This window comes from Zestomonas ipomoeae, from assembly GCF_057128665.1.
Genome location: NZ_JBSKHQ010000003.1, coordinates 290,576 through 311,488, shown reverse-complemented (window position 1 = coordinate 311,488; position 20,913 = coordinate 290,576). Strand labels below are relative to the sequence as shown.

The window sequence follows — 20,913 nt, the reverse complement described above, 5'->3', positions numbered from 1 at the left end:
ACCGGAGGACTTTGAGATGAGACTGTTGCTGCAATTTGCCGCCTGCTTCGCCCTCGGCCTGTTCGTCGCCCTGCTGATCCTCGTCGGCCTGATGTTCGCTGGCGAAATGGGCCTGATCAAAGACTGGCTGCTGACCGGCCAACCCATGGCCAGCCTGTTCCTGCACCTGCTGCCAGGCGACTTCTGGCTCTGGCTGACCGGCATCCGCGGCGCCGCGGACAACCCCTCGGTGCGCTCCTTCCTCGCCATGTGCATGGCCCTGGCCCAGGCCGGCCTGCTGCTGGCGCTGCCGTTGCACTATGGGTTGCGCCGGGAATGAGCGGGCATATCGGCTTGCGCGAGGATGCCCGTATGGGGCACTGCCTGGCGCTGCGGATCGCGGCGTTGTTTCCGCCGCAAAGCCTCACTTGCGGAGGGCGGGTGCAGCCCGCCAGGCCGCCGGAACGGCGGGTTGCCCCCGTCCTACGAATGCAGCCGCCGTTGACGGATGCTTAGCACGGTCGGTTGTGGCGGGGCGCGTAGCGACGAAGCCCAACGGCTTGCCGGGATGTCGCCTCCAAGGGGGAGCGCGTTGCGCTCCTCGTTGGGCTTCCTGCGCTCAACCGCAACCTACGGCTAGCGGGCCTGGGGCTGGACGAATACTGCGACCGTCAGCGGCGGTACCTGGAACTGGCCGGCTTCCACGCTTGCTTCGCGGTTGCGCGGGTCGCTGGACTGGCGCTGTAGCGGGTGCAGGCGGTAGCCGGGCTGGGCGCCGGGCAGGCTGATTGCTACGGGCGTGGCGTTGAAGATCACCGTCAACGCCTCGAACCGGGGGTCGAGGTCGGCGCCGGCGTGGCGGCTGTCGTCGAGGCTGAAGACGATGACGCCGGGCTGCTGGTCCGGGCCGGTGTTGTGGAAGCGCAGGCGTTTCTCGATTTCCTTGGCGCTGCCGAGCTGGAACAAGGGGCTGCCGGAGCGGATCTTCAGCAGTTCGAGGAACTGCCGTTTGGCCGCGAGGATGTCCGCCGGTGTCGGCCGTGCATCGGTATCGGCAATGACCTGGCGGATCAGCGGCCAGTTGGCGCCGTCCTTGTCCTCGCGCGGCAGGCCCTTGTTCCAGTTGTTGTCCTGGTAGCCGAAGTCCACTGCATTGAACCAGTCGCCGGAGTCGTAGCTGTCGCGTTCCATGGACTTCGAACGCAGGATGTCCGAGCCCATGTGGATGAACGGCACGCCCTGGCTGAACAGTGGCACGGCCAGGCCGAGCAATTGCAGGCGCGTCCGCTCGGCGCTGCTCAGGGTGCCGGCCAGCTTGTACTGGTTGTTGTCCCAGAGGGTCTGGTTGTCGTGCTTGGAAACGTAGTTGATGGTCTCCTGCGGGTCGAGGGTGTAGCCGGCCGGCTGGCCGTTGTAGTCCACCTCGGCGCCGCTGCGCAGGCTGCCGTCGGCGCTTTCGAAGCGGTAGTCGCGCAGGCCACCGGCGATACCGACGCGGATCAGGTCGGCCGCTTTCAGCGCCTTGGCGCGTTCTTCGAGTCCGCCGCTGTTCAGCTCGTTGGGCAGCACCTGGAGGCCGTTGGCGAAGCCCTGGTTGCGGCGCAGATCGTCGCCGCCGTCGAACGGCCCGCCGCCGCGCACGGCATCGCGCTGGCGGTCGTTGAAGGTGCCAATGCCGCTGCCGGCCATGTTCAGCTGGGTGGCATTGACGCCGCGGGCGCCGTTGGCCACTTCGCCGAAATTCCAGCCTTCGCCGTAGAAATAAGTGTGCGGGTCGACCTTGCGCACCGCGCGGTAGGCGTTGAGCAGGTTGGTACGCATATGGTGTCCCATCAGGTCGAAGCGGAAGCCGCCGATCTTGTAGTCGCGGGCCCAGACCCGCAGTGAGTCGACCATCAGCTTTTCCATCATGGCGTGCTCGGAGGCGGTGTTGTCGCAGCAGGTGGAGCGCTCCACCGCGCCGCTCACCGGGTCGCGGCGGTGGTAGTAGCCGGGCACCAGCTTGTCGAGCACCGATTGCTCGCCCAAGCCCGAGGCGTGGGTGTGGTTGTAGACCACGTCCATCACCGTGGTCAGGCCCATGCGCGCCAGGGCCTGGACCATAGCGCGAAATTCGCGGATGCGCTGCACGCCCTCGGCGTCGCGGGCGTAGCTGCCTTCCGGCACGGTGTAGTGGAAGGGGTCGTAGCCCCAGTTGAAGGCGTCCAGCGTGCGCAGATCGGCATACAGCGCCTGGGCCTCGCTACCGGCCGGATCGAAGCTTTGCAGCACCTGGCGAATGGTCGCCGCGCCGCAATGCTCGGCCCAGTGCTGGCGGGCCGCCGCCGACAGTTCGCAGAGCCTGGCGAACGGGTCGTCCAGCTCGACGCGCCGCTGTGGGTCTTCATCGACCGTGGCGAGGTCGAACGCCGGCAGCAGTTGCACGTCGGTCAGCCCGGCCCGGCGCAGGTCGCGCAGGTGCTGCACACCCTGGCTGTCAGGCCGGGTGAAAGCCAGGTATTTGCCGCGCAGTTCGGTGGGCAGTTGCTGGTCGCTGGCGCTGAAGTCGCGCACGTGGGTTTCGTAGATCACCCGTGCTTCCGGCGTGGCCGCGCGCGGCGGCGCGAGGTTGTCCCAGCCGGCGGGCTTGAGGTCCGCTGCGTCCAGGTCGACCACCTGGGCGTACTGGCTGTTGCGCGACAGGCTGAGGGCATAGGGGTCGGTGGTGAGGGTGGTTTCCAGGCGACCGCTGAGCGGGTGGTAGACGGTCACTTCGTATTGGTAGTACTGGCGATCCAGGCGCTTCGGGCCGTCGTAGGTCCAGACCCCGTGGCGTTCACGCATTGGTACCGGGAAACCGGGCAGGGGCCGCTTGTGCCGGTCGAACACGTGCAGGCGAACAGCCTGTGCGGTGGGGGCCCACAGGCGGAAGCGGACTCGATTGGCGTCGACCAGGGCACCGAGCTTGCCGCGATAGGCATACAGGGCATCGAGCACGCCGGGCGTCTGTACCTGGGTGGCGGCGACGAGCCTGTCGTCGGTGTCGTAGGCGAGTAGCAGCAACTGGCTCTTCAGTGCGGCGCGCAGGCCTTCTGCGGTGGGCGCCAGGCGATAGGCCGGCTGCTCGGCCAGGTGCGGGAAGCGGGACTTGAGCGCACCGCTGAGGCTGCCGGGCTGCAGGGCGATGGCCTGGCCGCCGCTGACGCTGCGGCTCTCCCCATCGATGTGGATGTCGGCCTGCTGCGAATAGCGCAGTTCGAGCCGTGCGGCATCGCTGCCGCCGTGCAGCACCAGGGTCTGCGGGTCGAGCCAGTGGGCGCGGGCGCCGTCGATGGCCAACGGCGCCGCGCCAATCGGCGTGGCGGACAACTGTGCGCTGCCGCTGAGGCTGAAGACTCGTCGTCCCTGTTGGTCCAGTCGCCAGGTCAGGTCGCCACCACCCAGGTCCTTCTCGTCGCCCTTGTGCATGATCAGGTTCAGGCACCTGGCATCGGCGCTCAGCGGAATGCGGTACCAGGCGCCATGTTCGGTGTCGATGCCGGCCGCCGGCAGCGGTTGGTCCCAAGTGGTGCCGTCGCGCACGCCGGTGCACTTGGGCGTATTCCACAGGTGCAGGCCCCAGCCGAAATAGGCGTTGTCCGGCCGCTGGTAGTAGAGCAGGGCCTCGTCGGGGCCGGGTTCGAGCAGGTCGGCGGCGGCCGGGTTGGCCAGCGCCGAGCTGGCGAGCAAGAGAAGCAGCAGATGCCGCGGCAATCGCAGAGTGTGCATGGTTGGGTTCCCGAGGTTGTTTTTGTTGTTGGCACCACCGGGGCGATACTGCGCAAGCGCCGGCGGCGCTACATCCTCTGCGCGCCGTATTCGGCGGGGCGTAGCCGGGGGAAGTAGTGGCGTTGTGCCCTGGTCGTGGGGCGCCGGCGCTCTCCGCCGGTAGAATGCCGGCCTCGTATGATTGCCGTCAGTTCAGGGAGAGCAGGGATGAAACGGGTAGTTCAGCTGGGGGCGGCCTTTGCCCTGGCCTGGTTGGGCCAGGCCAACGCCGCGGATTGCCGGGATGGCCTGCCGCATCTGTTGAAAAATGCCTACGGCGAGACGGCCATCGCCTCGCAGGACGTGATCTGCAAGATCTGGCCGGCACATCCCGCGCTGACGCTGGTCGCCGTGCGGCTGGAGCGCAGTGCCGATGAGGGCGCGGGCGCGGGCGAGGCGGATCTGGAGGTGCTGGTGGCCGACTCGCGGACCGGGCGCATCGAGGCGCGCCGCCTCGAGCCCCACCTGCTCGACTGGGACGCGATCTACGTCGATGGCATGCAGTTCGACACGGCGCCTTATCGCCTGCGCGACCGGCAGCTCGCCTTCGGTCTGCGCATCCATCGACGAGGCAGTTCCAGGGCCAATCCTTTCTATGAAACGGGCTTGCGGCTGTATCTGCTGGACGGCGAGCGGTTGCAAGTGCCCCTGGCCAACCTGGAGGTGGCCAGCTCACACGGCGAGTGGGATACCACCTGCACCGGGGAGTTCAACGACAGCACCATGACCCTGGCCGTCACTGAAAAGCGCGGGCGCGATGGCTTCTTCGATCTGCTGGTCACCGAGCGCGCCCTGTATTCGCGCAGCGAGGTCCGTGGCGAGGACTGCCAGAACGTCGAGGAGCGCAGCGAACGCAAGCGCTATCGGCTCCGCTACGACGGCGAGCGCTATGCCGTGCCCGCGCAGCTGAAGACACTGCAGTGACTCAGGACGGCGCGGTCGCTCGCATCGACGGCCGTTGGCCGATCTCCGCATACCACGCGGCCAGCTTCGGGTAGTGCTGGCGCCAGCCCAGCTCCGGCTGGCGGAAATCCAGATATCCCAGGGCGCAGGCCACGCCGATGGCGGCGACGTCGAAATGGCAGGCGAGTTCGGCGATGGCCTCGTTCTCGAACTGCGCCAGGGCGCGCTCGATCTTGCCCCGTTGCGCCTCCAACCAGTCGTCCCAGCGTTTTTCCTCCGGGCGCAAGAAGGTTTCGTAGCGCATCAGCACCGCGGCATCCAGCACGGCGTCGGCCAGCGAGGCCAGGGTCAGGCGCCGCCAGCGCGCCGCGCCGTCGCGCGGGATCAGCGGTTCGCCGACATGCTGGTGGTCGAGGTAGTCGAAGATCACCCGGCTGTCGTGTAGCACGCTGCCGTCGGCCAGGCGCAGCGCGGGTATCTTGCCCGCCGGGTTGCCGGCGTTGACCTCGGCGCTGGGCCCGGTCGGGCTCAGTACCACGTTCTGCAGGGCAACGCGGTCGACCTGGCCGGTCTCGTGCAACAACACCATGACCTTGCGCACGAAGGGCGAGGCGGGGGCGTGGAACAGGGTCATGCTTGCAATGGCCATGGCGGCTCCTCAGTAACGGATCACCACCAGCCTATCAGTCCCCGACTCCGCGCCCCAGACTTCACCCGAGCGCCCTGCCAGTTGCCGCACATTGGCGTTGTCGCGATCGCTGGGGAAGCTCTCGAAGCGCTGCGCCGCCGGATCGAAACGCAGGATGGCGTTGGCGGAGAAGTCGCTCAGCCAGACCTGGTCCTGCTCGTCGACATAGACCGCATAGGTGCGCGGATCGTCGCCCGGCAGCTTCCAGCTTTGCCAGATGGCCAGGTCCGGGTTGTAGCGGCCGAGCTGGCCACTGTTCCATTCACTGAACCACAGTGCGCCTCGCGAATCGCTCCAGATGCGTCGCGCGCCCTGGTCGGGGGTAGGGGGGCGGAATACATGCGCGTCGCCGGTCTGTGGGTCGATCCTGGCGATGTGGCTGCCGGCCAGGGAGGCGTACCAGAGGCTGCCGTCCGGGGCGACAGTGATGCCGTAGGGGCCGCGGCCCTGTGGAGCCCGCCAGACCGTCATGTTCGGATTCGGCGGATCGAAGCGGCCATAGAAGCCGTTCTGCCCGGTAAACCACAGGCGGCCCTGGTGGTCGAACACCGCGGTGTTCAGGTTGGCGTTGGTGGCATACACCGGCAGCAGGAAGCGCTGGACCTCCAGCGTCTCGGCATCTACCCGCACGATGGCGTTGAGGCCGCTGTCGGTGATCCAGGCGTCGCCGTGCGGGCCGACGATCACGCCGTGGGGAGCCGAATCTTCGCCCAGGGGGATCAATTCGCTATGGCCGGTGGCGGGGTCGAGGCGGCCCAGGGCGCCCTGGTGCTGGGCGGTGTACCAGACCCTGCCATCGGCGGCGGGCGCCACGTCGTGGGGGTGTGCGCCGTCGGGTACCGGGTAGTACTGCACGCTCGCCGCCTCGGCGGTGCCGGCCAGCAGCAGAATCAGGCAGAGAAAGAACAGTCTTGGCATGGCTGAGCCTCTCGTGGGGGAACACAGCTATGGACTGCCGACGGCGCCCAAGGTTACGGCGAGACCGGTATTCGACCATGGTCGCAGGCGGCGCCGGCAACTTCCCCTGCGGCTGAAAGCCAGTATTCACGGGGGTTGTGGCGGTGCTGGCCAAGCCTCACTCGACCAAAGTCTCACTGGCGGCTGGCCAGCAGGCTGCTAAGTTTCGACTGGCCATAACAACAATATTTGGAGGACCCATGTCCGCTTCCAAGCAAGAGGCCGCCACGGCCTACTGGAAAGAAAACCTGCGGTGGATGTTGATACTGCTGGCGATCTGGTTCGTCGTTTCGTTCGGTTTCGGCGTCCTGCTGGTCGACCAACTCAACACCATCCAGTTCTTCGGCTTCCCCCTCGGTTTCTGGTTCGCCCAGCAGGGGGCCATCTATGTATTTGTGCTCGAGATTTTCTTCTATGTCTGGAAGATGAATCAGCTCGACCGCAAGTACGACGTACACGAAGAGTGAGGGGCGGCGAGTCATGGATACGCAAACTCTGATCTACCTGATCGTCGGCGCGACCTTCGCCCTGTACATCGGCATCGCCATCTGGACCCGTGCCGGTTCCACCAGCGAATACTACGTAGCCAGCAAGGGCGTGCACCCGGTGCTCAACGGCATGGCCACCGGCGCCGACTGGATGTCCGCCGCCTCCTTCATTTCCATGGCCGGCATCATCGCCTTCGCCGGCTATGACGGCTCGGTCTACCTGATGGGCTGGACCGGCGGCTACGTGCTGCTGGCCATGTGCCTGGCGCCCTACCTGCGCAAGTTCGGCAAGTTCACCGTGCCCGAGTTCGTCGGTACCCGCTACTACTCGCAAACGGCGCGCGTGGTCGCGGTGATCTGCGTGATCTTCATCTCCTTCACCTACGTGGCCGGACAGATGCGCGGCGTCGGCATCGTCTTCTCCCGCTACCTGGAAGTGGACATCAACACCGGCGTGCTGATCGGCATGGCCATCGTGTTCTTCTACTCCGTGCTCGGCGGCATGAAGGGCATCACCTATACCCAGGTGGCGCAATACTGCGTGATGATCTTCGCCTACATGGTGCCGGCGATCTTCATCTCCATGCTGATCACCGGTAACCCGATCCCGCAGCTGGGCTTCGGTAGCGACGTGACCGGCACCGACACCTCCGTGCTGGAGCGTCTCAACGGCCTGGGTGCGGAACTCGGCTTCAGCGCCTATACCGACGGCACCAAGTCGACCCACGATGTGTTCTTCATCACCATGGCGCTGATGGTCGGCACCGCCGGCCTGCCCCATGTGATCGTGCGCTTCTTCACCACCCCGACCGTGCGTGATGCGCGCAAGTCCGCCGGTTACGCGCTGCTGTTCATCGCCATCCTCTACACCACTGCCCCGGCGGTTGCCGCGTTCGCCCGCACCAACCTGCTGAACAGCGTGCCCAACGTGGCCTACGAGCAGGCGCCGGGCTGGCTGAAGACCTGGGAAAACGCCGGCCTGATCGCCTGGCAGGACAAGAACAACGACGGCGTGATTCAGTATGGCCCGGGCGCCCCGTTCGCCGGCGCACCGACCTTCACCGGCGAGCGCGGCGCCGCCGGCCAGCGCCTGGTCAGCAACGAGCCGACTCCGGCGGCCACCGAGCTGTATGTCGACCGCGACATCATGGTGCTGGCCAACCCGGAAATCGCCAACCTGCCGGGCTGGGTGATCGCCCTGATTGCCGCCGGTGGCCTGGCCGCCGCGCTGTCCACCGCTGCCGGCCTGCTGCTGGTGATCTCCACGTCGATCTCCCATGACCTGCTCAAGAGCAACATCAAACCGAACATCAGCGAGAAGGGCGAGCTGCTGGCCGCACGCATCGCGGCGGGCGTGGCGGTGATCGTCGCCGGCCTGTTCGGTATCTACCCGCCGGCGTTCGTGGCGCAGGTGGTGGCCTTCGCCTTCGGCCTGGCGGCGGCGTCGTTCTTCCCGGTCATCGTCATGGGGATCTTCTCCAAGCGCATGAACAAGGAAGGGGCGATCGCCGGCATGGTGGTGGGCCTGGCCTTCACCTTCAGCTACATCGTCTACTACAAGTTCATCAACCCGACCGCCGGGCCGAACGAGTGGTGGTTCGGCATCTCCCCCGAGGGCATCGGTACCCTGGGCATGATCTTCAACTTCATCGCTGCCGTGGTGGTGGCCAAGCTGACCTCCGCGCCGCCGGAGAGCATCCAGCACCTGATCGAGGACATTCGCGTGCCGCGCGGCGCCGGTGCCGCCCTGGACCACTGAGGCGCGGACCTTGTAGAGCAAACCAACGCCCCGGAAACGGGGCGTTGGCGTTTTCGTGTGCTGGGTTCTTGGCATGGTCGCGGGAGGAGTGCCTGAGACCGGCTGGCAATTCGGTTTCGGCAGTAGAGCTCGGTAGCTCATGAGGCTGCTCTGGCGCAGTGGGAGGTAGGTTGGCGTTGAACGTAGCGGGGCGCCTAGCGCCGCGGATAGGTCTGTCCTGGCACGCCTGCTGTTGGGCTTCGTCGCTCCGCTCCTCAACCACAACCTACGCCACCTGCCCACGCCCCCGCCGCCTTGCCAGCCCGGCATCAAGGCTGTTCCCCCCGAAAAGGCGATTAGCCCAAATTGTTCTGTCTGTGACCGAGCCAGCACTCGGGTGTATCGAGGCCGATAGGTGACCCCTCTATACTGGCCCATCGCCTTTAGTCGGGCTCGCTGTGCCGAGTACCAACGTGCCAGCGTCTCTGCCTCTGAAGCGCCGGGCGTGGCCGGGCGATGCCTCTATCCATACGGGAAGTCAGAGCATGCAATGGATTTTCATGCTGGTGGGTCTGGTGTCGGGTGCGCTGATCGGCGAGTCGGTCAGCGCGGCCCTGCTGGGCGGTTTGCTGGGGTTGGGCCTGGGACAGGCGATCCGTCTGCATTTCCTGGCGCAAGAGAACGCCAGTCTGCGCGAGGAGCTGAAGGCGTTCGCCAAGCGCTTCGAGATCGGCACCACCGCCATCCATGAGCGGCTGGTCAAGGTCGAGCAAGGCCTGGCCCCGGCCGCCGAAGCCCCGGCCGCCGCTGCCGCCCAGGCGCCGGAAGCCGCGCCAGACGCCACTCCTGAGGTTACCCCAGAGCCTGAGCCCGAGCTGAGCTGGGAGCTGCCCGAGCCGCTGCCGGCCAGCGCTGCGCCGCGGGAGCCGGTCGTCGCCACGCCCGCTGCTCAGGAGCCGCGCGCCGAAGCGCCGGCGCCCGTCCGCGAGCCGCTGCGCGCGCCGAAGCCCCCGCAACAGCCCCGTGAGCCATCGCCCATCGAGCGTGCCATCGATGCCGCCCAGGCCTGGCTGTTCGGCGGAAACACGGTGCTGCGCATTGGCGTCGTGCTGCTGTTCCTCGGTCTGGCCTTCCTGTTGCGCTACGCCACCGAAGGCATGGTGGTGCCGGTGGAGGTGCGCTACGCCGGGGTTGCCGCCAGCGCCGTGGCGCTGCTCGCCCTCGGCTGGTGGCTGCGCCTGCGCAATCCCGCCTATGGCCTGATGTTGCAGGGTGCAGGCATCGCCGTGCTGTACCTGACCACCTTTGCCGCCATGCGCCTGCACCCATTGCTGGATGCCAAGGCGGCGCTCGGCCTGCTGGTGCTGGTGACGCTGTTCTCGGCGGTCCTGGCGGTGACGCAGAATGCCATGGGACTGGCAGTGGCCGCCGCCCTCGGTGGCTTCGCCGCGCCGATCCTGACCTCCACCGGCAGCGGCAACCATGTGGCGCTGTTCTCCTATTTCATTCTGCTCAATGCCGGCATCCTGGCCATCGCCTGGTTCAAGGCCTGGCGGTTGCTGAACCTGGTCGGTTTCCTCGGCACCTTCGGCATCGGCTTCGCCTGGGGCCTGCGCTCTTACAAGCCGGAGCTGCTGTGGAGCACCGAGCCGTTCCTGATCCTGTTCTTCCTGATGTATGTGGCCATCGGCCTGTTATTCGCCCGCCGCAAGCTGCGCGAAGCGACGGACGCCCCGGCGGAGCGCGCCGAACTGCTGCGCTGGTCGGCGCGCCAGGGTGACTATCTCGACGGCACCGTGTTGTTCGGCCCACCGCTGGTTGGCTTCGGCCTGCAGTTCGCCATCGTCCAGCACATCGAATTCGCCACCGCCTTCAGTGCCCTGGCCCTCGGGCTGTTCTACCTGGTGCTGGCCCGCGTGCTGGCCGGCCGCACCGCCGGGCGCGCGCTGCTGCTGGTGGAAACCTGCCTGGCGCTCGGCGTGGTCTTCGGCAGCCTGGCCATTCCACTGGGGCTGGACGCCACCTGGACCTCTGCGGCCTGGGCGGTGGAGGGCGCCGGCATCTACTGGCTGGGACTGCACCAGCGCCGCGGCCTGGCGCGCATGTTCGCCCTGCTGCTGCAGTTCGGTGCGGCGCTGGCGTTTCTCTCGGAGCTGCATGGCGCCCAGGACAGCCTGCTCGCCGGCCCGGTGCTCGGCGCGCTGATGCTCGGCGTGGCGCTGCTGTTCAGCTTCTGGCAGCTGCAGCGGGCCGAGGAGGGCGCGGCCTACGCCTGGGAGGCGCGTATCCAGCCGCTGCTGGCCTGTGTCGGGCTCGGCTTTCTGTACCTGATGGCGCCGCTGCTGTTCGCCGCCGAAGCCACCGCCATCGCCTGGGCGCTGGCGGGCTTGGCCACGCTGTTCGCCGGCCTGCGCCTGCAATCGCGCGCCTTCCTGTTCAGTGCCTTCGCCGTGCAACTGCTCGGCGGGGCGATCTTCCTATTGCAACTGGAAGGCGCTTCCGGAGTCGCCGGCGGGGTGTTCAGTGCCGGCTGGCGCGGGTTGATCACCGCCTCGCTGATCGGTCTGGCGTTGATCGGCGGCATGCTGGTGGCGGCGCGCGACGACATGGTACGCCGCGATGCGCGGCTGCTGCGGGCCCTGTCGCTGGTGCTGCTGGTCGGCCTGGTATTCATCAACCTGGCGGTGCTGTTCGTGCTGCCATGGCACAGCGCGGCGGCGGTATGGGGTGGCAGCGGGCTGCTGATCATCTGGCTCAGTCTGCACCTGCAGCAGCGCGCCAGTTTCTTCTTCGGCCTGCTGTTGCAGGGCGTCGGCGGCGTCGCCTTCCTGGCAGCCAGCCCGCTGCTGGTCGGCTCGCTGAGCGCCGAGGGCCTGCGTCCGCTGGCCCATGCCGGGTTCTGGACGCCGGCGGTGCTGGCGATTGCCGCGCAGATCGGCGCCTGGCGCCTGCGTCAGGTGGCCAGCCGTGCACAGGCCGGCGCACTCGATGACCTGAGCCTGGATCGCTTGTCGCAGTTGCTGCTGGCGTGGGGCGCCGGTTGGTGGTGCCTGGCGCTGGTCAGCGAGGTGCTGCGCTTCGTCTCCCCGGCGCTGCAGGCGGCCATGCTGCTGAAGCTCGCCGCCGCCAGCGTGGCGCTCTGGACGCTAATCGCCGTGCGTTTCCAATGGCGCTCGCTGGCCTTGCTCTGCACGCTACTGGTGCCAGCCGGCGCGGTCGTGCTGCTGCATGCCTGGCAGCCGGAGTACCACCCGGCGGCGAACTTCGGCTGGCTCGGCTGGAGTGCGCTGTTCGCCGTCCACCTGCTGGCGCTGCGGCGGCTTGCCGGGTTGCTGCCGGCCGGGCCGCTGAGCGCCGCCCACGTGCTTGGCTGCTGGCTGATCATCGGCGTCCTGTCGCTGGAGCTGCGCTACCTGTTCTACGCGCTGTCCGAGCATTACAACGCCTGGCGCTGGCTGGGCTGGGCGCTGTTGCCCAGCGCCTACCTGCTGCTGATGGCCGCACCGCGCCAGTGGCCATGGCCGGTGGCAGCCCATGAGCGCGAGTACCGCGTGTTGGCGGCGCTCCCGCTGGCACTGCTGATGCTCGGCTGGTTCTGGCTGGCGAACATCGCCAGCGACGGCAGCGCCGATCCGCTACCTTATCTGCCGCTGCTCAATCCGCTGGAACTGGGCATGCTGGCCGCCCTGCTCGGCATCTGCCTGTGGCTGAGCGCGCAGCTGCCGCAGCTGCCGCAGCTGCCGCAGCTGGGCGGCATCAGTCGTGCTCAATGGCTGCCGCAGGTGATCGCCGGCGCCTCGTTGTTCGCCCTGCTGACCGCCATGGTGTTCCGCAGCGCTCATCATTGGGGCGGAGTGCCCTATCGGCTGGATGCGCAACTCGACTCGATGCTGGTGCAGGCCGGGCTGTCCATCGTCTGGACGCTGATCGCCCTGCCGCTGATGATCGTCGGCCACTTGCGGGTGCGCCGCGAACTGTGGCTGATCGGCGCGGTGCTGATCGGCGTGGTGGTGGCCAAGCTGTTCTTCGTCGAACTGGGCAACCGCGGTGGGCTGGAACGCATCATTTCCTTCATCGGCGTCGGCGTGCTGCTGCTGGTCGTCGGCTATTTCGCGCCGCTGCCACCACGGCAGGCGGCGCCTGAAACGGAGCAGGCACAAGCATGAGTGGTTTTCGTCGTATCGGCCTGGCGCTGTGCGCCGGAGTCTTCGCCTGGTCCGCCATGGCCGCATCGGAGCACCCCGACGACTACGCCGTGCGGGTGCCGCTGAGCCTCAGCGGCGAAGGGCCCTGGTATCGCCTGGAGCTGCCGATGGCCCTGCATCTGGCCGCGCGTCATGCCGATCTGCGCGACCTGCGGGTCTTCAATGCCGAGGGTGAACCACTGGCCTACGCGCTGACCCTGGGCAGTGCAAGGCAGAGCGAAACCCATCAGGAGACCCCGGTGAAGTGGTTCCCGCTCTACAGCGAGGCGAGCGCCGGCGACAGCGCGCCACGGATACGCGTGCAGCGCAGCACCGCCGGGACCCTGGTGGAGGTGGAACCGGAGGGCGAGCGAGCCGAGGCCGACGAATTGCGCGGCTGGCTGCTCGACGCCAGCAGCATCGAGGCGCCGCTGCAGCGGCTGAGCCTCGACTGGAGCGCCGAGCGCGACGGCTTCCAGCGCTTTTCCATCGAAGCCAGCGACGATCTGCAGCACTGGCGCAGCTGGGGCAGCGGGCAGATCGCCCGGCTGTCCTTCGCCGACGAGCAGATCGACCAGCGTGAAATCGGCCTGCCGGGCGAGCAGGCGCGTTACCTGCGGCTGCTCTGGGACAGCCCGCGCCAGGCCCCGGCGCTGACCGCCGCGCGCCTGACCAGCAGCACCCGCGACAGCATCCCGGCGCCCATGGCCTGGTCGGCGCCACTGCCGCCCAATGACATCAAGGACGGCGCCTACAGCTGGGCGTTGCCGCTGGCCCTGCCGCTGGAGCGTTTGCATGTCGAATTGCCGCAGGCCAACACCCTGGCGCCAGTGCTCGTATCCGGCCGCCGCGACGGCAAGGTGCAATGGCAGACCCTGGCGCGCGGGTTGCTCTATCGCCTGCCGCAGAACGGCGAGGAAGTGCGTCACGAAGAGATCGATCTGTACGGTAGCCGGGTGCAGCACCTGCGCTTGCAGGTCGACGAGCGTGGCGGCGGCCTGGGTGGCAAGGCGCCGTTGCTGCGTGTCGGCCTGCGGGCGACCCAAGTGGTATTCCTCGCCCGAGGCACGCCGCCCTACGTGCTGGCCCTGGGCAAAGCCGGTGGCCAACCTGCGCAACTGCCACTGACCACCTTGATTCCCGGCTATGACGACGAGCGGCTGGCCGAACTCGGCATCGCCAGCGCATCCAGCGAGGTGGAGCCGCAGCGCGTCAGCGAGGTCGCCATCGAGCAGGCGCAGGCCTTCGATTGGCAGAAGGCCGCGCTCTGGGCGGTGCTGCTGCTCGGCGTCGGCCTGCTGGCGCTGATGGCGTTCAGCCTGTTGCGTGCGCCGCGGCCGAAGGACTAGCCGCGGCGTGGCGCTGAACTCGGCGGGTGGGCTTCCTGTCTGACTGAAGCATTGCCCGCCGACTCAAGGTAAACTGCGCGGGTTTTTCCCCGTCCCCTCCGGAGCTTCTTCAATGTCCCGCGTTACCCTCAGCCGCTACCTGATCGAGCAGACCCGCAGCCACAACACCCCGGCCGATCTGCGCTTCCTCATCGAGGTGGTGGCGCGTGCCTGCAAGGAGATCAGCCACGCCGTGTCCAAGGGCGCGTTGGGCGGCGTGCTCGGCAGCATGGGCACCGAGAACGTGCAGGGCGAGGTGCAGAAGAAGCTCGACGTGCTGTCCAACGAGATCCTGCTGGAGGCCAACGAGTGGGGCGGCCACCTGGCCGGCATGGCCTCGGAAGAAATGGACAACGCTTACCAGATTCCCGGCAAGTACCCGAAAGGTGCCTACCTGCTGGTATTCGACCCGCTGGACGGCTCCAGCAACATCGACGTCAACGTCTCGGTCGGCACCATCTTCTCGGTGCTGCGTTGCCCAGGCGAATGCTTCACCCAGAACGATGCCCTTGGCGAGGAAGCCTTCCTCCAGCCGGGCACCCAGCAGGTGGCCGCCGGCTACGCCATCTACGGCCCGCAGACCATGCTCATGCTGACCCTCGGCGACGGCGTCAAGGGCTTCACCCTGGATCGCGAGCTGGGCAGCTTCGTACTCACCCACGACAACATCCGCGTGCCGGAAAGCACCGCCGAGTTCGCCATCAACATGTCCAACCAGCGCCACTGGGAGCCGCCGGTGCAGCGCTACGTGGGCGAGCTGCTGGCCGGCGAGACCGGCGAACTGGGCAAGAACTACAACATGCGCTGGATCGCCTCGATGGTCGCCGACGTGCACCGCATCCTCACCCGCGGCGGCATCTTCATGTATCCGCGCGATGCCCGCGAGCCAAGCAAGCCCGGCAAGCTGCGGCTGATGTACGAAGCCAACCCGATGTCGATGATCATCGAGCAGGCCGGCGGCGCCTCCACCGACGGCCACCAGCGCATCCTCGACATCAAGCCGGACTCGCTGCACCAGCGCGTCGCGGTTTTCCTCGGCTCCAGGGAAGAAGTCGAGCGCGTCACCGCCTACCACCGCGAGCACCAGGGCTGAGCATGCCCTGGCAGGAGCTGCTCGACTGGTGGTTCGGCGCGCAGCCGGACGCCCAGCGGATCGCCGCGGAAAAGGGCGGCCTCTGGTTTGGCTATCGCGATAGCCAGGACGCCGAGGCCCGCGAGCGCTTCGGCGAAAGAGTCGGGCAGGCGCTGGCTGGCGGGCTCGAGGCATGGAAGGCCAGCCCGCAGGGCTGGCTGGCGCTGATCCTGCTGCTCGACCAATTGCCGCGCATGATCCACCGTGGCAGCCCGCAGGCCTTCGCCGGCGATGCCCGTGCCCGCGCGTTGGCCGAGCAGGGGCTGGTGCAAGGCTGGGAGCGGCAACTGCGGCCGATCGAGCGGGTGTTCGTTTATCTGCCGCTGGAGCACGCCGAGGACCTCGCCGGCCAGGACCTGGCGGTGCAGTGCTTCACCGCCCTGCGCGATGAAGTGCCCGAGGTGGACCGCGAGTTGTTCGCCGACTACCTGGACTACGCCGAGCGCCACCGCGCGGTGATCCGGCGCTTCGGCCGCTTTCCCCATCGCAATGCCGTGCTTGGCAGACCCTCCACCGAGGCCGAGCAGACCTTTCTGCAGCAGCCGGGCTCGCGCTTCTGAGCGCTCGCCCCGCGCCCTTGTGCTTTGATTTCCGCTACGATCAACCCACCTGGCTGCCCGCTGGATCGGGGCCGGCCGTTCATTCTTCGAGGAATCCCCGCATGTCCCTGCGTTCCATTGCCGTGTTGTCGTTCTGTCTGCTGTTGGTCGCTTGCAGCAAGGTCACCCAGGAGAACTATTCCAAGCTCAAGGCCGGCATGACCAAGGCCGAGGTGGAAAGCCTGCTGGGCAAGCCCACCGAGTGTGCCGGTGCGCTGGGCATGACCAGTTGCACCTGGGGCGACGAAAAGAGCGTGATCAGTGTGCAGTTCGCCGGCGAAAAGGTTCTGATGTTCTCTGGCCAGGGGCTGAAATGAACTGAGGAGGAACCATGCGCCATGTGGTCTTGCTGTGGTCGCTGCTCGCGCTGACTGCCTGCGCGGGTTCGGCGACGGTCGACAACCCGCCGCAAACCGCTGGCGAGGTGAACCTGGAGCGTTACCTGGGTACCTGGTACGAGCTGGCGCGCTTGCCGATGTTCTTCCAGCGCGATTGCGCGCAGTCCGAGGCGCACTACCGCGTGCTGGCCGATGGCCGCCTGGGCGTGACCAACCGCTGCCGCACCCTTGCGGGCGACTGGCAGGAAGCCAACGGCTATGCGGTACCGCAGGTCGAGGGCCGCACCGACCGCCTGTGGGTGCGTTTCGACAACTGGTTCAGCCGGTTGATTCCCGGTCTGACCAAGGGCGCCTACTGGGTCCTGTACCTCGACCCGGATTACCGCACCGCGCTGGTCGGCAGCCCCAACCGTGAATATCTCTGGTTGCTGGCCCGCGAGCCGGTGGTGTCGGCGAAGACCCGCCAGCGTCTGCTCGATGAGGCGAAGGCGCGCGGCTATGCCACCGACGCGCTGATCTGGCGGGTTGCGGACCAGCGCATCGGCAGCGGCTGAGCCTATTCCCAGGTCAGCCGCGCCAGCCGCCACTCGCCGTTGTCCAGCCACCACTCCAGCTGCACGCTGTAGTGCCGGGCGCTGTCGGGTATCAGGCCCTCGGCGCCGGTCAGCGCCACCTCGGCATCGGTGTAGCCCTTGCCGCTGTAGGTCGGGTCGAGCCGGCTGTCGCTGCGCAGGGCCAGGACCTTGACGTTCTTGTGGCGCAGAAACAGCAAGGTCATGGTGCGCCTGGCCCAGTCCCGGTCGAATTCCTGCTGGGCGGTGAAGCTTGGGTGCAACTGATCCAGCACGGCGCTGGTCTTCTTTTCCTGCAGGTTGTCCTGCAATTGCCGAGCGCTCGCCTCCAGCGCGGCCCGTGGATCGTCGCGGCCGCAAGCGGCCAGCAGGACGCAGATCAGCAGCAGGGGCAGGCTAATTATCCGCAGCGACATGCTGAAACTCCCGTTTCATGGTTATGATGCCCGGATACCGGCGCCCAAATGGCAGTGAACGCACAGATCGGGAGTGCAGCATGCAGAACTTGTTTCCGGAGATAAAACCCTACGCTCGTCATGAGCTGGCTGTGGAAGAGCCGCATGTGCTGTACGTGGATGAAAGCGGTTCGCCGGACGGTTTGCCAGTGGTGTTCATCCATGGCGGGCCGGGGGCCGGATGCGACGCGCTGAGCCGACGCTTCTTCGATCCCAACCTGTATCGCATCGTCACCTTCGATCAGCGCGGCTGCGGTCGTTCCACGCCCCACGCCAGCCTGGACAACAACACCACCTGGCACCTGGTCGACGATCTCGAACGCATCCGCGAACACCTGGGCATCGACAAGTGGGTGCTGTTCGGCGGCTCCTGGGGCTCGACCCTGTCGCTGGCTTACGCCCAGGCCCACCCCGAGCGCGTGCATGCGCTGATCCTGCGCGGCATCTTCCTCTGCCGTCCGCAGGACCTGCTGTGGTTCTACCAGGACGGTGCCTGCCGGCTGTTCCCCGACTATTGGCAGGACTACCTGGCGCCGATTCCCCCGGAAGAGCGCGGCGACATGATGCAGGCCTACTACAAGCGCCTCACCGGCAGCGACCAGATCGCCCAGATGCACGCGGCCAAGGCCTGGTCGTGCTGGGAGGGCAAGACCCTCACCCTGCGTCCCAATCCGCAGGTGGTGGATCGCTTCGCCGATACCCATCGGGCGCTGTCGATAGCCCGCATCGAGTGTCACTACTTCGTCAACAACGCCTTCCTCGAAGACAACCAACTGATCCGCGACATGCCGAAGATCGCCCATCTGCCGGGCATCATCGTGCATGGCCGCTACGACGTGGTCACCCCGCTGGACAATGCCTGGGAGCTTCACCAGGCCTGGCCCAACAGCGAATTGCAGATCGTCCGCGACGCCGGCCACGCGGCATCCGAACTGGGCATCGCCGACGCCCTGGTGCGCGCCACCAACCAGATTGCCCGGCGCCTGCTCGACCTGGCACCGGACGAAGCATGAAGGCACTGATCCAGCGCGTGCGCGGTGCGCGGGTCGAGGTCGAAGGGCAGATCGTCGGGGCCATCGACCAGGGCTTGCTGGCGCTGGTGGGCATCGAACCCCAGGACGACGAGGCGAGCGTCGCCAAGCTACTGCACAAACTGCTCAACTACCGGGTATTCAGCGATGACGCGGGCAAAATGAACCTGTCCCTGAGCGACGTCGGCGGCGGCTTGCTGCTGGTCTCGCAATTCACCCTCGCCGCCGACACCCGCAGCGGCCTGCGCCCGAGTTTTTCCAGCGCCGCCCCGCCGGCACAGGGCGAGGCGCTGTTCGAGGCATTGGTGGCGCAGGCCAGGGTCAGGCACCCACAGGTTGCCACCGGTCGCTTCGGTGCGGACATGCAGGTGTCCCTGGTCAATGACGGCCCGGTGACATTCCTGCTGGAGGTCTGAGCCTGCTCGGCGTTCCCTGCTCGACCGGTTCCAGGCCGTTGGCATGCAGCCATTCCATGGCGTACTCCCGCAATTGCGTGGCCTGGTAGCTCTGCCAGGCTTCGCGGGTTTCCGAGAAATTCTCCAGTTCGTAGGCAAACGTGCGCAGTGGTTTGCGTCCGCTCAGCGCGTGACTGAGGGCGGTGTGCGCATGGGGGTTGTGCTGGGTGAATAGGAAGGCTTCGCGCATGGCCAGTGATTGCATGCTGTCCAGCGGCGGAATCGGCAGGTAGCGGTCTGGTTGAACATCGTACTTGTCGGCGGCACCGGGCGCGGGGTCTCCTGGTGCCACAGTGAGAATCGCGCCGGTTTCCAGGTCCAGATAGTGTTCCCTGGAGTCTTCGCTATCGAGGGCGCGCTGCAGTTGCGTCAAGTCGATGGTCAGCGGGCGCATGGTTTTCTACCTCCGGCCTGGGTTCAGCTAAACAGACCGCGACTGTGATGCGCAGTGCCCCGTCTTTCCGCTCGAAGGCTTAAGGCTGCGGCAACGGACTCGCCATCTGTCGCCGGCCGACGACCTGGCCGGCGTACAGCGCCCAGAGTATCACCAGTGGCTGGAATGGCAGACGCACCCAGTAGTACCACTGGGATGTGGGCAGGCCGTCGACGTTCAGGCCGTGCATCGCGTTGTGCAGGTTGGCCGGGAACACGCAGACGAAGTACAGCGCCAGCATCCAGGCCGCTAGCCGCCGTGTGCGCGGTAGCAGCAGGCCGATCGCGCCGGCCAGCTCGCACAGCCCGGTGAACGCCACCAGCGCCGCGTGCCAGGGCAGGTAGGGTGGCATCATCGCCAGGTAGCGCCCCGGTGTCAGCCAGTGGTCGAAGCCGACGAAGATCAGCGCCAATGCCATAGCCAGGCGCATGCGCGCCGGCCAGTCGGCCAGGCCGGGAGCACCGACGCGCGCAGCCAGGGCCGCGAGCAGGCTGAGCAGAACCAACAGGGCGATGAACAGCATGGTGCACCTCGCAGGAGTAGCGACTGGCGTTCGAAACGCCGGTTCGGCAGAATGTGGACGTCGTCAACATAGAAATGGATGTTGTCAATGTCAACACCTGATTCGCCTGCCCGTGGCTACCACCATGGCGATCTGAAAGCTGCGCTGCTCCAGGCCGCCGCGCATCTGCTCGACGAGCAGGGCGCTGGCGCCATCAGCCTGCGTGAGGTGGCCCGTCGTGCCGGCGTTTCGCATAACGCGCCGTACCGGCACTTCCCTGATCGGGACAGCCTGCTGGCGGCGCTGGCGGCGGAGGGTTTCGTCGAACTGGCGAAGCGGATGGGTGCCGCCGGCGAAGGCGAACTGGCGGCTATCGGTCGCTGCTATGTGGCCTATGCCCTCGAACAGCCGGGGCGGTTTGCCCTGATGTTCGGTGGCGGCCCGGACAAGCGCGCGTATCCGGCGTTGGCCGAAGCGGCGGCCGGGCTGTTCGGTGTGCTCGAGCAAGCAGTACGCCAGTCGGCGGCGGGGCGCGACGTACAGACCGCCACCCTGGCGGCCTGGGGGCTGGTTCACGGCCTCGCTCACCTGCTGCTGGATCGGCAATTGAGCGAGGCCATGTTGGCTGGGCTGTCGGCGGACGAGATGACTGAGCGGGTAACTCGCCTGTTCGTCGACGGGCTGGGCTAGTCCGCCCTGGCCAGGGCCTCTGCGACGAAATCCAGGCGATCCTGGCCGAACAGCAGTTCGCCCCCGACGAAGAAGGTCGGCGCGCCGAACACACCGCGCTCGACGGCGTCGTCGGTATTGGCCTTGAGTTGGTCCTTGGCCGCCGCGTCGTTGGCGCGCCGCTCGAAGTCCGCCACATCCAGGCCGGCGGCGGTGAGCACCTCGGCCACCACCTCAGGCTTGCCGAGATTCTTCTGCTGTATCCAGAGGCCTTCGAAGACCGCCTTGAGGTAAATCGGCAGTTGTGGGCTATCCAGATAGCCGACGGCGCCGCGCATCAACGTCAGGGTGTTGATCGGGAAGTGCGGATTGAACGCCATCGGTACGCCGTAGCGCCTGGCAAAGCGGGCCAGGTCCTGCATCATGAAGCGGCCCTTGCTCGGGATGGTCACCGGCGACTGGTTGCCGGTGGCCTTGAATACCCCGCCGAGCAGCATCGGCCGCCAGACGATCTCCGCGCCAGCCGCGGCGGCGATGGCCGGTAGCTGAGTCCAGGCCAGATAGGTGGTGGGGCTGCCGACGTCGAAAAAGAACTCCACGCGCTTGCTCATTTACG

At 67.1% G+C, this 20,913-nt stretch carries 20 protein-coding genes; 13 read left to right on the top strand and 7 right to left on the bottom strand.

Translation table 11 applies throughout. The features are described 5' to 3' along the window. Positions 1–16 precede the first annotated feature (16 nt). A complete protein-coding gene (locus ACWKV7_RS07050) occupies positions 17–319 on the top strand; it encodes a hypothetical protein (protein WP_483856943.1) in 303 nt (100 codons plus the stop codon). Positions 320–615: 296 nt separating this feature from the next. Here the strand turns inward: ACWKV7_RS07050 and pulA are convergent, their stop codons facing one another. After that, positions 616–3,726, bottom strand: a complete 3,111-nt coding sequence (gene pulA, locus ACWKV7_RS07045; RefSeq protein WP_483856942.1) for a pullulanase-type alpha-1,6-glucosidase — start codon at positions 3,724–3,726, stop codon at positions 616–618. 207 nt (positions 3,727–3,933) lie between these two features. Between pulA and ACWKV7_RS07040 the strand changes: the two genes are divergently transcribed. Next, on the top strand, positions 3,934–4,689 hold the full coding sequence (locus tag ACWKV7_RS07040) for a PA3715 family protein (RefSeq protein ID WP_483856941.1): 756 nt from the start codon (positions 3,934–3,936) through the stop codon (positions 4,687–4,689). A 1-nt stretch (position 4,690) separates the two neighbouring features. On the opposite strand, the gene ACWKV7_RS07035 is transcribed toward ACWKV7_RS07040, so the two are convergent. Then, complete coding sequence (locus ACWKV7_RS07035) at positions 4,691–5,317, bottom strand: glutathione S-transferase (RefSeq protein ID WP_483856940.1); 627 nt, start codon at positions 5,315–5,317, stop codon at positions 4,691–4,693. A 9-nt stretch (positions 5,318–5,326) separates the two neighbouring features. Continuing rightward, complete coding sequence (locus ACWKV7_RS07030) at positions 5,327–6,274, bottom strand: Vgb family protein (protein WP_483856939.1); 948 nt, start codon at positions 6,272–6,274, stop codon at positions 5,327–5,329. A 239-nt stretch (positions 6,275–6,513) separates the two neighbouring features. Here ACWKV7_RS07030 and ACWKV7_RS07025 point away from each other — a divergent pair, with 239 nt between their 5' ends. From ACWKV7_RS07025 to ACWKV7_RS06990, 8 genes are all read left to right on the top strand, one after another. Then, complete coding sequence (locus ACWKV7_RS07025; protein WP_483856938.1) at positions 6,514–6,780, top strand: DUF4212 domain-containing protein; 267 nt, start codon at positions 6,514–6,516, stop codon at positions 6,778–6,780. 13 nt (positions 6,781–6,793) lie between these two features. Beyond that, a complete protein-coding gene (locus ACWKV7_RS07020) occupies positions 6,794–8,560 on the top strand; it encodes a sodium:solute symporter family protein (protein WP_483856937.1) in 1,767 nt (588 codons plus the stop codon). Positions 8,561–9,084: 524 nt separating this feature from the next. Continuing rightward, positions 9,085–12,705, top strand: a complete 3,621-nt coding sequence (locus ACWKV7_RS07015) for a DUF2339 domain-containing protein (protein WP_483856936.1) — start codon at positions 9,085–9,087, stop codon at positions 12,703–12,705. Beyond that, complete coding sequence (locus tag ACWKV7_RS07010) at positions 12,702–14,072, top strand: DUF3999 domain-containing protein (RefSeq protein ID WP_483856935.1); 1,371 nt, start codon at positions 12,702–12,704, stop codon at positions 14,070–14,072. The genes ACWKV7_RS07015 and ACWKV7_RS07010 overlap by 4 nt, the downstream gene beginning before the upstream one ends. Before the next feature lie 112 nt (positions 14,073–14,184). Then, complete coding sequence (locus tag ACWKV7_RS07005) at positions 14,185–15,204, top strand: class 1 fructose-bisphosphatase (protein ID WP_483856934.1); 1,020 nt, start codon at positions 14,185–14,187, stop codon at positions 15,202–15,204. Continuing rightward, positions 15,201–15,803: a DUF924 family protein gene (locus tag ACWKV7_RS07000; RefSeq protein ID WP_483856954.1), complete on the top strand. Its 603-nt coding sequence runs from the start codon at positions 15,201–15,203 to the stop codon at positions 15,801–15,803. Before ACWKV7_RS07005 ends, ACWKV7_RS07000 begins: the two co-directional genes overlap by 4 nt. Before the next feature lie 101 nt (positions 15,804–15,904). Continuing rightward, positions 15,905–16,159: an outer membrane protein assembly factor BamE domain-containing protein gene (gene bamE / locus ACWKV7_RS06995; protein ID WP_483856933.1), complete on the top strand. Its 255-nt coding sequence runs from the start codon at positions 15,905–15,907 to the stop codon at positions 16,157–16,159. Positions 16,160–16,173: 14 nt separating this feature from the next. Beyond that, a complete protein-coding gene (locus ACWKV7_RS06990) occupies positions 16,174–16,734 on the top strand; it encodes a lipocalin family protein (RefSeq protein ID WP_483856932.1) in 561 nt (186 codons plus the stop codon). 2 nt (positions 16,735–16,736) lie between these two features. On the opposite strand, the gene ACWKV7_RS06985 is transcribed toward ACWKV7_RS06990, so the two are convergent. After that, the gene (locus ACWKV7_RS06985; protein ID WP_483856931.1) at positions 16,737–17,168 is read right to left on the bottom strand and encodes a hypothetical protein; all 432 of its coding nucleotides are present in this window, start codon (positions 17,166–17,168) and stop codon (positions 16,737–16,739) included. Positions 17,169–17,248: 80 nt separating this feature from the next. Here ACWKV7_RS06985 and pip point away from each other — a divergent pair, with 80 nt between their 5' ends. Continuing rightward, the gene (pip, locus tag ACWKV7_RS06980) at positions 17,249–18,220 is read left to right on the top strand and encodes a prolyl aminopeptidase (protein WP_483856930.1); all 972 of its coding nucleotides are present in this window, start codon (positions 17,249–17,251) and stop codon (positions 18,218–18,220) included. Further along, entirely contained in the window at positions 18,217–18,654 is a 438-nt protein-coding gene (gene dtd, locus ACWKV7_RS06975) for a D-aminoacyl-tRNA deacylase (protein ID WP_483856929.1), read from the top strand. Before pip ends, dtd begins: the two co-directional genes overlap by 4 nt. Here dtd and ACWKV7_RS06970 read toward each other — a convergent pair. Together ACWKV7_RS06970 and ACWKV7_RS06965 are read right to left on the bottom strand one after the other, a co-directional pair. Further along, positions 18,617–19,087, bottom strand: a complete 471-nt coding sequence (locus tag ACWKV7_RS06970) for a UPF0158 family protein (protein ID WP_483856928.1) — start codon at positions 19,085–19,087, stop codon at positions 18,617–18,619. The genes dtd and ACWKV7_RS06970 overlap by 38 nt on opposite strands. A 79-nt stretch (positions 19,088–19,166) precedes the next feature. Next, positions 19,167–19,649 carry a DoxX family protein gene (locus tag ACWKV7_RS06965; RefSeq protein ID WP_483856927.1) on the bottom strand — a complete coding sequence of 161 codons (483 nt, stop codon included), beginning with the start codon at positions 19,647–19,649 and terminating at the stop codon, positions 19,167–19,169. Between the two features lie 87 nt (positions 19,650–19,736). Here ACWKV7_RS06965 and ACWKV7_RS06960 point away from each other — a divergent pair, with 87 nt between their 5' ends. Further along, complete coding sequence (locus tag ACWKV7_RS06960; RefSeq protein ID WP_483856926.1) at positions 19,737–20,318, top strand: TetR/AcrR family transcriptional regulator; 582 nt, start codon at positions 19,737–19,739, stop codon at positions 20,316–20,318. On the opposite strand, the gene ACWKV7_RS06955 is transcribed toward ACWKV7_RS06960, so the two are convergent. Continuing rightward, positions 20,315–20,908, bottom strand: a complete 594-nt coding sequence (locus ACWKV7_RS06955) for a DsbA family protein (protein WP_483856925.1) — start codon at positions 20,906–20,908, stop codon at positions 20,315–20,317. The genes ACWKV7_RS06960 and ACWKV7_RS06955 overlap by 4 nt on opposite strands. Positions 20,909–20,913 lie beyond the last annotated feature (5 nt).

Bases quoted from the DNA above. Each gene is read 5' to 3' on its own strand.
- ACWKV7_RS07010 (WP_483856935.1), top strand. From the start codon at position 12,702: ATGAGTGGTTTTCGTCGTATCGGCCTGGCGCTGTGCGCCGGAGTCTTC.
- ACWKV7_RS06955 (WP_483856925.1), bottom strand. From the start codon at position 20,908: ATGAGCAAGCGCGTGGAGTTCTTTTTCGACGTCGGCAGCCCCACCACC.
- ACWKV7_RS06990 (WP_483856932.1), top strand. From the start codon at position 16,174: ATGCGCCATGTGGTCTTGCTGTGGTCGCTGCTCGCGCTGACTGCCTGC.
- pulA (WP_483856942.1), bottom strand. From the start codon at position 3,726: ATGCACACTCTGCGATTGCCGCGGCATCTGCTGCTTCTCTTGCTCGCC.
- pip (WP_483856930.1), top strand. From the start codon at position 17,249: ATGCAGAACTTGTTTCCGGAGATAAAACCCTACGCTCGTCATGAGCTG.
- ACWKV7_RS06965 (WP_483856927.1), bottom strand. From the start codon at position 19,649: ATGCTGTTCATCGCCCTGTTGGTTCTGCTCAGCCTGCTCGCGGCCCTG.
- ACWKV7_RS07020 (WP_483856937.1), top strand. From the start codon at position 6,794: ATGGATACGCAAACTCTGATCTACCTGATCGTCGGCGCGACCTTCGCC.
- ACWKV7_RS07015 (WP_483856936.1), top strand. From the start codon at position 9,085: ATGCAATGGATTTTCATGCTGGTGGGTCTGGTGTCGGGTGCGCTGATC.
- ACWKV7_RS07050 (WP_483856943.1), top strand. From the start codon at position 17: ATGAGACTGTTGCTGCAATTTGCCGCCTGCTTCGCCCTCGGCCTGTTC.
- ACWKV7_RS07005 (WP_483856934.1), top strand. From the start codon at position 14,185: ATGTCCCGCGTTACCCTCAGCCGCTACCTGATCGAGCAGACCCGCAGC.
- ACWKV7_RS06960 (WP_483856926.1), top strand. From the start codon at position 19,737: ATGTCAACACCTGATTCGCCTGCCCGTGGCTACCACCATGGCGATCTG.
- ACWKV7_RS07040 (WP_483856941.1), top strand. From the start codon at position 3,934: ATGAAACGGGTAGTTCAGCTGGGGGCGGCCTTTGCCCTGGCCTGGTTG.
- ACWKV7_RS07025 (WP_483856938.1), top strand. From the start codon at position 6,514: ATGTCCGCTTCCAAGCAAGAGGCCGCCACGGCCTACTGGAAAGAAAAC.
- dtd (WP_483856929.1), top strand. From the start codon at position 18,217: ATGAAGGCACTGATCCAGCGCGTGCGCGGTGCGCGGGTCGAGGTCGAA.
- ACWKV7_RS06985 (WP_483856931.1), bottom strand. From the start codon at position 17,168: ATGTCGCTGCGGATAATTAGCCTGCCCCTGCTGCTGATCTGCGTCCTG.
- ACWKV7_RS07030 (WP_483856939.1), bottom strand. From the start codon at position 6,274: ATGCCAAGACTGTTCTTTCTCTGCCTGATTCTGCTGCTGGCCGGCACC.
- ACWKV7_RS06970 (WP_483856928.1), bottom strand. From the start codon at position 19,087: ATGCGCCCGCTGACCATCGACTTGACGCAACTGCAGCGCGCCCTCGAT.
- bamE (WP_483856933.1), top strand. From the start codon at position 15,905: ATGTCCCTGCGTTCCATTGCCGTGTTGTCGTTCTGTCTGCTGTTGGTC.
- ACWKV7_RS07035 (WP_483856940.1), bottom strand. From the start codon at position 5,317: ATGGCCATTGCAAGCATGACCCTGTTCCACGCCCCCGCCTCGCCCTTC.